This is a genomic window from Pseudoalteromonas maricaloris (genome assembly GCF_024746855.1).
Lineage (GTDB): Bacteria > Pseudomonadota > Gammaproteobacteria > Enterobacterales > Alteromonadaceae > Pseudoalteromonas > Pseudoalteromonas maricaloris.
Genome location: NZ_CP024625.1, coordinates 1,645,834 through 1,661,139, shown reverse-complemented (window position 1 = coordinate 1,661,139; position 15,306 = coordinate 1,645,834). Strand labels below are relative to the sequence as shown.

The 15,306-nt window shown below is 43.3% G+C and carries 11 protein-coding genes; 2 read left to right on the top strand and 9 right to left on the bottom strand.

Going from position 1 to position 15,306, the window contains the following annotated elements:
• Positions 1–35: 35 nt before the first annotated feature.
• Positions 36–2,894: a TonB-dependent receptor gene (locus tag CTT31_RS07095; RefSeq protein ID WP_010378003.1), complete on the bottom strand. Its 2,859-nt coding sequence runs from the start codon at positions 2,892–2,894 to the stop codon at positions 36–38.
• Between the two features lie 635 nt (positions 2,895–3,529).
• Here CTT31_RS07095 and CTT31_RS07090 point away from each other — a divergent pair.
• Positions 3,530–5,149: an alpha-glucosidase family protein gene (locus CTT31_RS07090; protein WP_260492252.1), complete on the top strand. Its 1,620-nt coding sequence runs from the start codon at positions 3,530–3,532 to the stop codon at positions 5,147–5,149.
• A gap of 30 nt (positions 5,150–5,179) precedes the next feature.
• Here the strand turns inward: CTT31_RS07090 and CTT31_RS07085 are convergent, their stop codons facing one another.
• The 7 genes from CTT31_RS07085 to CTT31_RS07055 all read right to left on the bottom strand — a co-directional run bounded on the left by CTT31_RS07085 (position 5,180) and on the right by CTT31_RS07055 (position 13,731).
• Positions 5,180–6,790, bottom strand: coding sequence for an EAL domain-containing protein (locus CTT31_RS07085; protein WP_260492251.1), 1,611 nt, complete (start codon positions 6,788–6,790; stop codon positions 5,180–5,182).
• 110 nt (positions 6,791–6,900) lie between these two features.
• Entirely contained in the window at positions 6,901–7,200 is a 300-nt protein-coding gene (gene ihfA / locus CTT31_RS07080) for an integration host factor subunit alpha (RefSeq protein WP_010377997.1), read from the bottom strand.
• 2 nt (positions 7,201–7,202) lie between these two features.
• Positions 7,203–9,590 carry a phenylalanine--tRNA ligase subunit beta gene (gene pheT / locus CTT31_RS07075; RefSeq protein WP_260492250.1) on the bottom strand — a complete coding sequence of 796 codons (2,388 nt, stop codon included), beginning with the start codon at positions 9,588–9,590 and terminating at the stop codon, positions 7,203–7,205.
• A gap of 13 nt (positions 9,591–9,603) precedes the next feature.
• Positions 9,604–10,584 (bottom strand): phenylalanine--tRNA ligase subunit alpha, encoded by a 981-nt coding sequence (pheS, locus tag CTT31_RS07070; protein ID WP_010604038.1) that lies wholly within the window; start codon positions 10,582–10,584, stop codon positions 9,604–9,606.
• A gap of 83 nt (positions 10,585–10,667) precedes the next feature.
• Positions 10,668–11,372 (bottom strand): DnaA inactivator Hda, encoded by a 705-nt coding sequence (gene hda, locus CTT31_RS07065; protein ID WP_211859645.1) that lies wholly within the window; start codon positions 11,370–11,372, stop codon positions 10,668–10,670.
• Position 11,373: 1 nt separating this feature from the next.
• Entirely contained in the window at positions 11,374–12,435 is a 1,062-nt protein-coding gene (locus CTT31_RS07060) for a DUF2066 domain-containing protein (protein ID WP_211859644.1), read from the bottom strand.
• A gap of 123 nt (positions 12,436–12,558) precedes the next feature.
• On the bottom strand, positions 12,559–13,731 hold the full coding sequence (locus tag CTT31_RS07055) for a sensor domain-containing diguanylate cyclase (RefSeq protein ID WP_211859643.1): 1,173 nt from the start codon (positions 13,729–13,731) through the stop codon (positions 12,559–12,561).
• Positions 13,732–13,910: 179 nt separating this feature from the next.
• Here CTT31_RS07055 and CTT31_RS07050 point away from each other — a divergent pair, with 179 nt between their 5' ends.
• Positions 13,911–14,351, top strand: a complete 441-nt coding sequence (locus tag CTT31_RS07050) for a VOC family protein (protein WP_130126509.1) — start codon at positions 13,911–13,913, stop codon at positions 14,349–14,351.
• 80 nt (positions 14,352–14,431) lie between these two features.
• Here CTT31_RS07050 and CTT31_RS07045 read toward each other — a convergent pair whose 3' ends face one another.
• Positions 14,432–15,184, bottom strand: a complete 753-nt coding sequence (locus CTT31_RS07045) for a substrate-binding periplasmic protein (RefSeq protein WP_193521821.1) — start codon at positions 15,182–15,184, stop codon at positions 14,432–14,434.
• Positions 15,185–15,306 lie beyond the last annotated feature (122 nt).

Here is a 15,306-nt window from a genome sequence, read left to right as displayed (position 1 = left end):
GTGTTACTTTGGTGGCCATGGATGCTTGCGACTAATTAGAAGCTATAGTTAAACCCTAAATAATACTGGCGACCAAACTCTTTGTACTCACCAGTGGCAAGTGCAGTACCATAGTTAGTGGTATTTGGCTCATCAGTTAGGTTATTAACCTGTAAGACGGCTTCCAAACCATTCTCAAAGTTGTACGATGCCTGCCAATCAACCACAGTATATTCATCAGCCCAAGCTAGAGAAGAGCCACCAGGTGAAGCCCCTTCATACACATACTCATCACGGTAACGGATATTCAGGTGTGTTGTGAACGAGTCTATGTTCCAAAATACCGTAGCACTCCAAACATTTTTTGATAGACCTGGGAGTGGCAATTGCTGATCAGGGAAGTTACCACCGCCATCTACCGTTGTTTCGCTCTCAGTATATGAATAGTTAGCGTTAAAACCTAAACCTGAAAAGACGCCCGGTAAATTATCAAACATAGTGGTATAAGCAAGCTCAATACCTCTTATGTATCCACCTTGATCATTATTCTGAGTCGTTTGGTATTGACCTGCAACGAATCCATCAGGAACCTCTAGGCCAATATCAGCCCAGTCAACTTCACCTTCTTGATAAGTGATACTTTCAATCAAAGATTCAATATCTTTCCAGAATATCGCGGCAACAAAAGCACCACCATCTTCAAAGTAACGCTCATAAGATAAATCAATTTGAGTCGCTCTAAACGGGTCTAAATTTGGGTTACCTTTTGACCACACATTATAACGAGGACTAGTACCATCATTTGCGGTGTCAGCCCAAGAACCTGCACCACCTCTAAGCTGGTAGACAGGTGGACGGCCAATAACTTCTGCTGCTGCAAACCTAATTTGGTCTGTGTCACTCACTCTGAAATTGAGGTTTAGTGAAGGCAATGTGTCTGTATACTCAGGACCATAATTAACATGGCGATAATCGGTTCTTTCAACGCCATTGTCATCGATAATTGAGTCACCAACTTCATCACCTTGGATCTGTTGAATGCCTATTGATTTCGTATCAGTTCTTACTACTCGAACGCCAAAATTACCCGTCACTGGTATGTCAGCAATTTCGGTATCTATATTTGCCATAATATAACCGGCTAATACTTCTTCTCGAACTGCTCCACTTTCAATGAGCGTCCAATTGTGGCCCCAAGTTTGTTGCGCCTCATAATTACCCGGACCAAATACTTCGTTAGCGATACCTTCAAGGTCTAATTCCAAGTATTGGAAGCCTCGAGTATCTCTAACCGAAACATATCCCGTCAAATCGTGTGGAATACACGGGTGGTTCTGATCATTAAATTCACAGCCTTTGTTCGTGACGATGGTGCCATCCGGTAACTGGTAACCATTTTGGCCTTCGCGTGCGCCCCATCTAAATGTAGAGCGTTGATCCGTAAATTCTCGGTCTGACCAACGTGCACCAACTTCAATCGAAGAAATAAAGCTGTTCTCAATAAAATATTTAAAATCAACTTTAACGCTATCTAACTCGTCTGTGTACTTGTGAGGGAATTGTTCCCAATCACCCAGTCGCATATTAGATAGGTCGGTATACCCGTTGCCAAGTGTTAACAGTGGTGAATCTTTCTCTCTTTGTTCAAAAGAAAACGTTTGATTTCTTAATTCTTGCCAGGTGTTAACTAATGTTCCATCTTCCAGTGTAGAAGTACCGTACTCGTATGCATGCATTGAAGCAATCATATCTCTACGCGTTTTTTCCCCTTCACTATGAGCCCAGTCGAACTTTAATTCCCACGAATCTGTCGTGTATTGCAAGTTTAAGCCAAAGCTGTCGGTGGTTGAGTCCGTTGATTGGTCTTCAGAGCGCATCTCAACCCATGGGCCATTGGGATCCGTAATAGTTACATCCCCAGCGACTAGAAAACCATCTTTAACAACTGCATTGTCAACCGTATACAACGAGTTAATATCTTTTGAAAACCCTTCAATATTTAAGCCGCTCTTTTTATCTTCCGATTCAAACTTAGAATGGAAATAATCAAATTGTACTTTGAATGCGTCTGTTGGCTGATACACCAAGGTGCTTAACAGGCCAAGTCTTTCATCGCTGCCTTTGGCTGAGCGATATTGAAAGCCATTGACTGAGCGCTCTTCAGTACCATCGCCATCAAAATCCTGAGAGCGTGTAGGAGCATGCGCTGAGATATCAATTGCGTTATTTGGTTGGTTTAGATACGCCCCACCAATAGCAAAACCAAGTGTCTCATTTAGGAATTTACCTCGGTATGAAAAACTAATACGTTCGCCTGTTGAATCCGCGCCTACATCTGACGCTGCATCATTGTAGGAATATCTTACCGAAGAATTAAAATTATGTTCTTTTTCAGCATCGAGAGGGTTTGCCGTTTTAAGTTCAACCGTAGCCGCAACACCACCTTCAATCAGCGATGCTTTTGGTGATTTATACACTGCGGCTTGATTAATTAATTCTGACGGATATTGGTCGAATGAAATCCAGCGACTACCTGCGGTATATCCACTGGTACTCGCCTGCTCACGTCCGTTTAATGTGGTTTGAATAAAGTCGCCGTTCATCCCGCGAATATTAAGTTGCGAAGATTGCCCACTTGCTCTTACCGCGGTGATCCCAGGTAGACGGCTTAGCGAGTCAGCGATTGACACGTCAGGTAAGGAAGCTAAGTCTCCAGCATCAACTACTTCTGCAATGGTGTCGCTAAATCTTTTTTTATCGATTGAGGCGATGATACTGCGCGAAATACCTCGAACTTCGATCACCTCAACGTTATTTTCTTCATTATTAGCAGTGTTATCTTCAACAGGAGCAGCATGGCTCACACCCGCAGCAATCAGCGCAAGCGTTAGCATACTCGGTTTGAACTTAGACATAATGTTTTATCCCAATTAACCATATTATATTGTGCGATTTGTTCATCAGGCGTGCAAAATGATGAAAAAACAAACGAGCACAGTTGTTGTCAGTCAAATACTAGCGGCTGATTAAATTTGTAAACAACTTTATGCATACGTATTCAAAGCTAGTGCATTTCAACGAAATTTACAGGCTTTTTACAGGAATAAAACTCAACCTCATGATAAATATATATTTTTATTAGTTAAGGTCATAAGACCGACCGCATTTATTTACCTGCTTTAATTTCACTAAATCTTAACTTTCATGGGCTATTATTGTCGACTGAGCATCAAAATATCCTCAACATGTCATCACTAGTCATACCCAAGTTAAATTGGTCTTACCAAAAACTTTCTCTCGAAAAGCTTTATTTATCTGGTTATTCCTTTTTAAAGGCCAATATTGGTAAATTTATTTTATAAAATAAAATTATGTAAATGACTTATCATAAATTTACCCAACAAAACCTGCATACGTATGCAGGTTTTTTACAGCCCCATGAGCATGACGTATTCTTTGGCAAAATTAGTGGTGAAAGTGCCTAGCATAGTATTTACTTGATACTCAGCACTGCCAAAGAACAAACACGCACATAGCCTGGAGAAAGTGCATGGTAAATAATGAATGGTGGAAAGGCGCGGTTATCTATCAAATATATCCGCGTAGCTTTCAGGACAGTAATGCAGATGGTATTGGCGACTTACAGGGTATTATTCAGCGACTAGACTACATTAAATCGCTTGGTGTTGATGCAGTATGGATTTCACCATTTTTTAAGTCACCAATGAAAGACTTTGGCTATGATATTAGCGACTATCGCGATATAGATCCTATGTTTGGTACACTCGACGATTTTGACACGCTTATCAGCGAAGCACATAATCGTGATATTAAGATCATTATTGATCAAGTACTTAGTCATACCTCAAATCAACACCCTTGGTTTGTCGAAAGTCGTGAAGACAAAACAAACGACAAAGCAGAATGGTATGTATGGGCCGATGCCAATCCAGACGGCAGTCCACCAAACAATTGGCTATCCATTTTTGGTGGTGTCGCCTGGCAGTGGGAGCCTAGACGTTGCCAATATTACCTGCATAACTTCCTCACTGAGCAGCCGGATCTTAACTTTCATCACCCTGAAGTACGTAAAGCCGTACTAGACAACGTCGAGTTTTGGCTTAAAAAAGGCGTTGATGGATTTAGACTAGATGCAATCAACTTCTGTTTTCACGATAAGCAGCTTAGGGATAATCCAGCTAAACCTATTGAGCTTCGTCAAGGTCGTGGCTTTAGCGAAGACAACCCTTATGCTTTTCAGTACCATTATTACAACAATACGCAACCTGAAAACTTACTGTTCATGGAAGAGATCCGTGCCTTATTAGATAGATACCCAGGCACAGTTAGCTTAGGTGAGATAAGCTCAGAAGACTCTTTGCAAACAATGGCAGAGTACACGGCCGATGGTAACAAGCTACACATGGGTTATAGCTTTGAGCTGCTAACTAACGACTATAGTGCAAAGTACATCAGAGAAACGGTTTCTCGCCTAGAGTCAGTCATGACCGAAGGTTGGCCATGTTGGGCGTTTGCAAATCACGATGTAGAACGGGTAGCAAGTCGCTGGAGTGTAGATGGCAAGGTAAACGATACACAGGTCAAAATGCTCACCGCCCTTCTCGGTTCATTGCGCGGTAGCGTCTGTATGTATCAAGGCGAAGAACTAGGACTTGGCGAAGCCGCCGTTGCCTTCGAAGAGCTTCAGGACCCATATGGCATTACCTTTTGGCCAAACTTTAAAGGCCGTGATGGCTGTAGAACGCCACTTCCTTGGACGAAGGCAAAAACCAATGCTGGCTTCTCAGAGTCTAAGCCTTGGTTACCAGTTTCTGAAGCACATGCTCTACGAGCAGTAGACGAACAAGCAGTAGATAGCAATTCAACGCTCAGCTACTATCAAGCCTTTTTACAGTGGCGAAATGCGCAACCTGCACTAAAAACAGGTGACATTGAGTTTATTGATACCCCAGAGCCGGTGTTAGCTTTTTACCGTAAGACACAAACCCAGACACTGCTGTGCGCATTCAACTTAGCAGCTACTCAACAAAGCGTGACACTTCCTGAAGTTGCATTAACACAGTGTGACCTGAAACACCTAAGTGGCACGGCAAGCGCAAATGTACTAACTCTTGATGCATTTGGTTGCTACTTCGCTGAAGTTTTATAATAGTTGGGTCTTTTAATTAAATAAGAGCGGTTAAGCCGCTCTTTTGTTATCTAACACTTTATCCATCTCACGCTGTAGTTGCGGCAGTTCCAGTGCTTTGAAATAAAGCCAACCTTGATGCACATTCACCCCTCGACTTTTGAGATAACGAGCCTGAGCTTGAGTCTCTACCCCTTCAGCAATCAGCTTTTTATCGAGCTTTTCCGCCATATCAATCACTGCCGATAACACTGGGGATTGCAAAGTATCTAGGCCAATTGATGCAACAAAGCTCTGATCTATTTTCAGCAGGTCGATCGGAAAACTTTGTAAGTACTGCAAACCACTATATCCCGTACCAAAATCATCAATCGCGATTTCTATCCCAGCACGTTTGAGCTCGGTGAGTACCGTTTTCGTTTGAGCCTGCGTCAGCACATCACGCTCAGTTAATTCAATAGTCAACGAGGATATTTGGTTTTTTGCAGCAAGTAAGGCGTCGATATAGCGTTTAGAGCCCAGAAGTAAACCATTAACGTTAAAAGACACCTTAAAGTCTGGCTGAGCGACTAAGATGTCCGTCAAATCACGCACAGCGTTTTCGACTTGCGCTATCGAGATATCTAAAATAGTACCATCACGCTCAGCCTCTGGCACAAAGTAAGCGGGGCCGAGCACACCTTCAAGTGGATGACGCCAACGAATGAGTACTTCCACGCCCACTATCGATGGCACCTGTGCATTAACAAGAGGTTGATACACATTAAATAGCTCATCATTTGCCAATGCTCTTAATATTTGTGTTTTACTGCTTAGCTGGCGCTTGTCATAACTGATCAATAACAACGTGAGGCCAACCCAAGAGGCACAATACAACACACTCCAAAGTACTAGCCACAACCACCCTAGACTCACTAGTTGCTCATCATTTTTTGCAATGATTAAGCTCATCTGCGGCAAACTCGGAATAGCTGCAACGTACGCAAACTTTACCTTTTCATCATCAAAGAGTCCTTCTACTGCGCGACTATTAGCAGTTGGAAATAGTTTTTGGCGGATTGGCAAAGCATATTTACCATTTAAAAAAACCGGCACACCCGTGCTATTGTCGACCAAGGCAGCAAAATCGGTATTATGATGAGCCGAGATATCAAGCATACTCTTTAGCCAATGATCCGGCATCAACACATTTACCTCATAACCATCGTCTCTCGTGCGCGCTAAAACAAAGGCTGGAAGTTCTAAATAGTCGGTAATGATTGGGCCATAGTATCTAAGTCCGGGCTTTTTTATTGGGGCACTGGTATTCACAGGTGGAGTGAGTTGCCCAAAAGAATTGCAGACCAATTTCCCTTTACTATCTACGATCCCTATCTCGCTCATGCCAGGGTTTTCAAAAACCAATCTACGCATGTAGTGTAGACCGTCAGGGTCACAATTTGGAGAAAGGTGGATGGCATGTTTTAAGGTATCGTCTACAACGACAAACTCTTTGTTGATGTCAGATACGATTCGACTCGCTACGGTGACAAGATTGGATTTAGCGGTCTCTTTTTGATGCACATAAGTGAAGGCGGCCACAATTGAAAATACAAAGGTGCAAGACAACCAAGCAATAAAGATATTCTTAAACAACTTGCTTAAGGAGTGTGCTCCTCGCATAAGCTCCTCACTCCACGGAACGCAAACAGGCGCAGAGTGTAGCTTGAATATGTGACAAAACTATTTCAATATAAAAAAAGCCTTGGTATCACCACCAAGGCTTTCTTATATTACAAGTTTTTGCTTGTGCCGACCTCAACACGAGTTTTTAACTTTTGGCCAGGCCTAAAAGTTACCACGCGTCGCGCAGAGATAGGAATATCTTCCCCAGTTTTTGGGTTCCTACCTGGGCGTTCCTTCTTGTCGCGAAGGTCAAAGTTACCAAACCCGGAGAGCTTCACTTGCTCGCCGTTTTCTAGCGCTGAGCGGATTTCTTCAAAAAACGCTTCAACTAAGTCTTTGGCATCTTTCTTATTGATCCCCAGTTTTTCAAATAGGTGTTCAGCTATGTCGGCTTTAGTAAGCGCCATATCTAGTCCCTCAACGATGCATTGAATTGTTTGGCCAGTTCGGCCACCACGTTTTCTACAACCGCGTTGATGTCTTTCTCTTCGAGCGTTCTATCAACCGCTTGCAATGTTAGAGCAATGGCTAAACTCTTATGATCAGGTTCAACCCCTTGCCCTTTGTACACATCGAATAAGTTTAGGTCAACTAATTGATTTCCGCCAACTTTCTCAATGCACTCTAAAATATCGCCTATTTTTACGTCATCTGCAACTAAAATAGCAATATCTCTTCTATTTGATGGGAATTTCGAGATACTAACAGCTTCTGGAAGCTGGCGATTTTCTAAAGCAGCCATGTCGATTTCAAATACATATGGCGTATCTTTAAGTTCTAACGGCTTTAATAGCTGAGGGTGAACTGCACCGATGAAACCAACCTTTTTACCGTCTGCATAAATTGCAGCTGATTGACCTGGGTGCAAACCATCGCTCGCTTCTGCTTTAAAACTAAAGCGTGCTTTGTCGTTACAAAGTGCAAGCAAAGCTTCTACATCGCCTTTCACATCAAAGAAATCAACTTTACGTGAAGGCACAGACCAATGTTCGTTATGCGTGTTACCATACGCGATGCCACCGATCACAGCGGTTTGACGTACGCCGTTTTCTGCGTTGTCGTCTTTGATAAACTTAAGGCCCGTTTCGAATAAGCGAATACGTGACTGTTGGCGGTTTTGGTTATAAGAAACCGCATTGATCAAGCCTGTCATCAGGCTTACACGCATTGCTGACATTTCAACCGAAATTGGATGCGGAAGAATTAATGCATCTGCTTCTGGGTGTAACTGCTGTTGTGCTTTTGGATCAACGAAGCTATATGTGATGGCTTCTTGATAACCACGGCTTACTAACTCATCTCTAAAACGCGCTACAGGCAAACGTGCTTCTTGATGATCTGTCATCTTTAACGCAGCGGTTGGCGCCACATTTGGAATATTGTTGTAGCCAAATACGCGCGCAACTTCTTCAATTAAGTCTTCTTCAATACTAATGTCGAAGCGATAGCTTGGTACTTGAGCTTGCCACTGGCCACCTGCAAATGTTACCGCTAAGCCCAGACGTGTTAAGATGTCTGATACTTTAGCATCTTCGATATGATAACCGATCACGCGGTCTAAACGCTCACGGCGTAAAGTGACTTGACGCTCTTTTGGTAAATCAGTTTCTGACACAGCTTCAACAATCGGCCCTGCTTCACCGCCAACGATTTCAAGTAGCAAGCCTGTTGCTCTTTCCATCGCATCACGCTGCAGTACCGGGTCTACACCACGCTCATAACGGTGCGATGCATCAGTATGCAAACCGTAGCTGCGAGCCTGGCCTGCAATCGCAAGCGGTGCAAAGAACGCGCTTTCTAACAAGATGTCTTTTGTCTCGTCACTAACACCTGACTGTTCGCCACCAAAAATACCTGCCATCGCAAGTGCTTTATTATCATCAGCAATCAGTAGTGTTGATGGATTAAGCTTCGCCGTGTTGCCGTCTAACAATACTAGCTCTTCATTCTCAAAGGCATTACGTACTTTAATTCCACCTTCGATTTGGCTTAAATCGAACGCGTGCATAGGGTGACCTAGCTCAAGCAATACGTAGTTCGTAACATCAACAACTGGGTCAATTGAGCGTACACCGCAGCGGCGCAGTTTTTCTACCATCCAAAAAGGGGTCTCTGCTTTAACATTAACGCCCTTGATCACACGACCTAAGTAGCGTGGACATGCTTCGCTGTTTACCAGTTCAATAGAGATTTTATCATCAATCGTTGGCGTAACTGGCGTGATAGCAACTTCTGTTACGTCGATGCTGTTTAGTACTCCAACTTCACGAGCCAGACCTTTGATCCCTAAACAGTCGCTACGATTAGCCGTTAAATCGACATCAATCGTTACATCGTTCAAGCCGAAGTATTCACGAATATCTTGACCGATTGGCGCATCCATAGGGAGTTCTAAAATACCGTCTGAACTTTCCGCCATACCAAGCTCTTCAAACGCACACAGCATACCGTGAGACGGCTGACCGCGAAGTTTAGCTTTCTTAATTTTGAAATCGCCTGGAAGCGTTGCGCCCACTTTAGCAACCGCCACTTTTAAACCGGCACGGCAGTTAGCGGCACCACAGACAATATCTAGTAGTTCGTCTTCGCCTACGTTTACTTTTGTTACTCTAAGTTTGTCAGCGTCTGGGTGTTGACCACATTCAACCACTTCACCGATCACCACACCTTGGAAGTCACCGGCAACAGGGTCTACACCATCAACTTCTAAACCCGCCATTGATAATTGCTCAGATAGCGCATCAGTATCAATTGCTGGATTGACCCACTCGCGTAACCACTTTTCACTGAATTTCATACTTTTGTCGCTCTTATCTGAATTGGTTTAGGAATTTTAAGTCGTTTTCGAAGAAAGCTCTTAAGTCAGTTACGCCATAACGTAACATCGTCAAACGCTCAACCCCCATACCAAAGGCGAAACCAGTGTATTTTTCAGGGTCAATGCCTACCGAGCGCAGTACGTTCGGGTGCACCATGCCGCAGCCTAGTACTTCAAGCCATTTACCATTTTTACCTTTTACGTCCACCTCAGCTGAAGGTTCTGTAAATGGGAAGTATGAAGGACGGAAGCGAATCTCCATATCTTCTTCAAAGAAGTTGCGTAGGAAATCGTGCAAAATCCCTTTAAGTTCTGTAAAGCTTACGTTAGTGTCTACCATCAAGCCTTCAACTTGGTGGAACATTGGCGTATGTGTTTGATCGTAATCGTTACGGTATACACGACCTGGCGAGATAATTCGCAAAGGCGGCTGCTCAGCTTCCATAGTACGGATCTGAACGCCACTGGTTTGTGTACGTAGTACCAATTTAGGATTGAAATAGAAAGTATCATGATCGGCACGCGCTGGGTGGTGCTCTGGAATATTTAGCGCGTCAAAGTTATGAAAGTCATCTTCAACCTCTGGGCCAGATTTAACAGCAAATCCTAGCTCACCAAAAAACTGCTCAATACGCTCTATGGTGCGAGTAACGGGGTGAAGGCCACCAGCTGGCATTGTACGACCCGGCAACGTCACATCAATCGTCTCAGCTGCTAGCTTCTGCTCAAGTGCTGCATTGGCTAACGCTTCACGTTTTACCGTAATCGCATCTTGTACTTGGGTCTTAGCTTGGTTAATCACTTGACCTGCATCTTTACGCTCTTCTGGTGCTAGTTTGCCTAGCGTTTTAAGAAGACCTGTGATCTCACCTTTTTTACCAAGGTAGTTAACTCTAACTTCCTCAAGGTGCGCAATTTCGCTTGCCTGCTCAACGGCTTCAAGCGCTTGCGCTAAAATATTTTCTAAATTCATTGTCTACCTGATCTTTGCTGAGGTAATTTGCTGTTATTTAATCTCTTATGATAACTGAATTGCAAGGCGATATTCTAGCCCTGTTACAGCTTTAAAGTGGCTTTTATAAAAGGAATTGTTAACTTTCTTTGCGCAGCCATGGATGCGTGATCGAGTTTATCCAATACATCAAGTAACGCGCGCATATCACGACTCAATCTCGTGAGCAAAAATCGCGCACATTCATCGGAGAGCTCAAGGCCACGCATGTGTGCTCTTTTTACTAAGGCTTCGGCTTTATCATCATCACTCATCGAGCGGATCTGAAAGGTCGTTCCCCAGGTTAGACGCGATTCTAAGTCTGGCAGTGACAAATTCAGCATGTTGGGCAACAGATCGGCAGTAACCACAAGGCATTTGCCTTTTTCATTAAAACGATTGAAAAAGTTAAATAAGGCTTTTTCCCACGCTTCATCTCCTGCAACCAAATGCACATCGTCTATACAAACTACATCCAATGCATCGAGCCCATCTAACACTAACGGACCAAAATCCAACACTTCTCGCATCGACAATAAAATAGTCGAGAGTCCAAGCTCTTGCGCTTCAATGCACGTAGCATATAGCAAGTGCGACTTGCCAGAGTCTGCCAATCCACACAGATAAGTGTACTGAAATCCGGCTGAACGACGGGCAAGACCATTTTTTAAGTGGCTTACTTCCAATGAAGCTTCGCCGCCAAAATACGAGGCAAAGGTTTCGTCATCAGGCAGCGTCACTGGCAACGCCATTTGACGTGGCGATTCCATCCTATTTACCCACCCAATTGTATTTAAGGTTGTTGTCGTCTGCGATTTGATAATAGGCTCTCGGGTCTTCGTACGCCTTAAAGCTTTGCTCCAATGCAATCGTTTTACGCAAGTCTGATACGCTTGAGGTATGTTCAATCGCAAACTTCACAGCTGTTTTCGCACGGTAGATCACATCAACATCCACCACGGTACTCATAGATAGAAAACGACGCTTCGCCATTTCTACATCCGTAAATGACTGTAATTGCTCAACCACAATTTCAGTTCGATGCGCTTCTAGAGTGAGATTAGGATCGATAACATATTTCTGAGCTAAGGTGCTAGATAGCTGGTTCACCATATCAATAATAACTTGCTGCTTGTCACCGACATACTGCTCAGGCTCAAAATATTCGGCATCAGTGTAGCGCCAGTCTAGCTGCCAAGAATTTGTATGGGCAGGCTGAAACAAACGTGCGGTGATAACGCGCTCCGCCTCATAACGCAATGACGCTTCCTCAACTTCATTAGAAAAGTTTCCCCATACCTCTGCGATACTCACATTGCTGCGATCTTCAAGATCCATCAAAGGAACAACCACTGGCACGCCCCATTCGTCTGCGGTGTCATAAATAAGGCGTTCGAGTTGAGGGTAACTTTCTTGCGTAACAAACTCTCGGCGGAAGTTATCTTCAATCACCATCCAAATCGCGACCATAGGACGGCGGTTACCCCAAAGCGGTAGGCCAGCTTCTCTGACTAGATCTTCGACCTTACCAGGCTCAAACTCCACCTTAATTTTGGTTACGCCTTGTCGATCATAATATTCATATCTCAGCATGTAATCTGAGATGCGCTTAAGGCTCGCTTGGATAGAAGGGTGAGAAAAATCATCGGCTTTACCTGTGAGCTTTTGCAACACTTTTAATAATGCCTGTTGGCTCGCTTGCGCTCGCGTTGCGCGAGATTTGTCGCTAACACTCAGCGAGGCTTCATATAAATTTTGAACTTCTACTGCTTTTGCCGTCATAGCAAAACAAAACAGTGCAATAAGGATCAGCCTGATGATCATAATGTCCATGTTTTTCTGACTATAAAGCCTGATCCTAAATCAATCATCTGCTTAAAGCAAAGGGCAACGAGCAATATCATGAAATTTTATAAAAACATGATAAATAACAAAATATTAATCTTATATTCAGTGTTATTTGAAGCTAAATGAGACCTGATTCTTGCCCTTTCCTTTAGACTCGTATAGCGCTTGATCCGCTACTTTTAATAACGATTCCGCACTGAATTCCACGCTCTCAGAAACCGCCATGCCGATGCTACACCCGACATTGACCAACTCACCATTGGTAAGCAAGATATCTTCATTTATCACGCTCAACAGGCGATTTGTTAAGCTTTCAAGCAAGTCTCTGGCAATTTTTTCATTGATCACAAAGACAAACTCATCTCCACCAATACGACACACAAAATCATATTCTCGTAACGCTTCTTGCAGACGTCTTGCTACATGTACCAAAACCTCGTCACCACTATGATGGCCGTGATTATCATTGATCGGCTTGAAGTTATCTAAATCGAGATACCCTAAATATACATTTACTGGCTGTCGCATCGAACGAGCGGACATTTTATTCAGCTCGTTAAAAAGGTATTTTCGGTTCGCCAGTTGCGTAAGGTTATCGTGGTAGGCATCAAACTCTAGCTTTTCTTGAAGTGATTTGCGCTTTTCGACCTCTGTTCTTAATTCTTCTAAACTCACACTAAGTTCATGGGTGCGTTTTTCTACCATTGCTTCCAATTCAAGCTCATGGGTTCTCAGGGCTGTATTCGCTTCAATGAGTGCTTGCTGGTTTGCAAATGCATCCATCGCAGACGCAATAACATGACTAACGGTATACAACAAATCCACCATGGCTTCTGAGTATTCATCGCTACGACGGTAGGATTGGATCACAAACGCGCCTAAATGCTTGTCGCGATTGATTAGCGGAAAGCACAACCATTGCTTGGGGAAACTGCCTAACATTTCAATAACCCCTTTCTCGGTCAGTGCCATCAAAGCGTGCTCAGAATAGTTCTTTACACTGTCAGAGCGCAGCGCATAACTAGTAAGCGTTTTGTCTATTTCTGTGCTAGTTAGGCTATTTAATTCCTCGAGCGAAATACTGTCTTTGACATCATGGAAATAGGGAAATTCAAACTCGCCATCTTGTCTTTGCAAAACCACATAGAAATTGTCCGCGTAAGTAATTTTTTGCACAATACAGTGCACATTCAACAAGAAGTGCTCCAAAGATTCGCTGGTGTTTAAACACGAAACGATATCTGTCATGCTATCTATTACTTCAGGAAGTTCTGCCATCATTGAGCGCCCTTTTGAATCGTTAATTCTCAATCTCACAAAAGCTTAACTAGCAGTGCTAAAAATTACCAGAAATCAATTACTTTTTTATCCGCTCATCTAGGTGCCCGAGGTCTGTTGACCTTTCAATCTGATGTGTAACACTTTAAAATTTGCTGACTAGAGTCTAAACGGAATACATAATGAAATACTTACATACTATGGTACGAGTACGTGATCTTGATGAATCCATGAAGTTTTATTGCGACCTCTTAGGTCTCGTTGAAGTGAAACGTTATGACAGTGAACAAGGCCGTTTTAGTTTAATTTATCTCGCCGCCCCTGATCAAGTTGAGCAGGCGCAGCAAAGCTTTTCTCCTACTATCGAACTTACCTATAACTGGGATCCGGAAGAATACACTGGTGGTCGTAATTTTGGCCACTTGGCCTTTGCCGTAGAAAACATCTATGCACTTTGCCAAAAGCTGCAAGATGCCGGTGTGGTGATCAACCGACCACCGCGCTGTGGTCACATGGCATTTGTTAAATCTCCAGATGGCATTTCGATCGAATTACTCCAACAAGGTGATGCATTGCCTTCAGCTGAGCCTTGGCAGTCAATGGAAAACACGGGTAGTTGGTAATAATTGCTGGTAATCACTAAAGTACCGGAGCGATGTATCTAACCTGAAATCAGAATAACTACGCTCCTTTCCCCCTTACTTCAATAAGCAAGATGGTAGCTTTTAAGCAATTTCACCAGTTGCTTTTTGAAAGGCTTGGAATCTAACACCTGTTGTAGCGCCTCAAAATCCGATGCTGAATTTTTAGGCGCCAATATTGCTCTAAAATAGGTTTCATGGGGATTTTGAGAAAAGTGAAACACTCGCTTCCAACCATTTTTAGCAACAAGATATTCTGTCGTAGAGCGACTGACAATGGCAATACTCACCCGCCTTTTGAGGATCATCTCCAATAGAGCTTCTTCGGAATTTACGTTCACTCGCTGGATATTGGCTTGCTCCACTCCTTGGTCCAAGTGGCGATAGTAGTACCCAGCAATGGCGCCAACTTGATTACCGTACAATGAGCTAGGGTGATAATACTCAAACGGTTGCTCTACATGCGAGACGAATTCGTCCGTGTCATACATTAACGGGCCGCTCCACAAATACTTTTGTTTTTTGCGGTCATCAAACCAAGCTGGGTTTACCCCTAAAATAAATCCTTTGAGTGTTTGCTGTTCAAGCTGCTTATCTAAGCGTTTACGTGGTACAAAACGTACTTCTACCTGCAGCTCTTTTTGCACGGCATTAATAAGTTTTGCTAAATCAAAATAAAGACCTTTTTGCGATTCTAGATCAATAATATAGGGCGGCTTGTGATGATATACGTAGAGAATTTGGGTTTCAGCGGCTGTCACTGAAAAGGCCACCATTAACCAAGTGGAAATGGCAATAAAGTACTTTTTTAACACTGAGTGCCTCGTGTCTAACCTAAACTTTTAATACAGTCTAAAACTACAGCCTAGCTCCTTCTCGGCATATCGGTTAATTCCTTTCACATGTTTTTAAATGAGCAAAGGGACCAAAGGCCCCT

Excerpts from the sequence above, each read along its gene's own strand:
- CTT31_RS07095 (WP_010378003.1), bottom strand. The coding sequence starts at position 2,894 with ATGTCTAAGTTCAAACCGAGTATGCTAACGCTTGCGCTGATTGCTGCG.
- CTT31_RS07090 (WP_260492252.1), top strand. The coding sequence starts at position 3,530 with ATGGTAAATAATGAATGGTGGAAAGGCGCGGTTATCTATCAAATATAT.
- CTT31_RS07085 (WP_260492251.1), bottom strand. The coding sequence starts at position 6,790 with ATGCGAGGAGCACACTCCTTAAGCAAGTTGTTTAAGAATATCTTTATT.
- ihfA (WP_010377997.1), bottom strand. The coding sequence starts at position 7,200 with ATGGCGCTTACTAAAGCCGACATAGCTGAACACCTATTTGAAAAACTG.
- pheT (WP_260492250.1), bottom strand. The coding sequence starts at position 9,590 with ATGAAATTCAGTGAAAAGTGGTTACGCGAGTGGGTCAATCCAGCAATT.
- pheS (WP_010604038.1), bottom strand. The coding sequence starts at position 10,584 with ATGAATTTAGAAAATATTTTAGCGCAAGCGCTTGAAGCCGTTGAGCAG.
- hda (WP_211859645.1), bottom strand. The coding sequence starts at position 11,372 with ATGGAATCGCCACGTCAAATGGCGTTGCCAGTGACGCTGCCTGATGAC.
- CTT31_RS07060 (WP_211859644.1), bottom strand. The coding sequence starts at position 12,435 with ATGGACATTATGATCATCAGGCTGATCCTTATTGCACTGTTTTGTTTT.
- CTT31_RS07055 (WP_211859643.1), bottom strand. The coding sequence starts at position 13,731 with ATGATGGCAGAACTTCCTGAAGTAATAGATAGCATGACAGATATCGTT.
- CTT31_RS07050 (WP_130126509.1), top strand. The coding sequence starts at position 13,911 with ATGAAATACTTACATACTATGGTACGAGTACGTGATCTTGATGAATCC.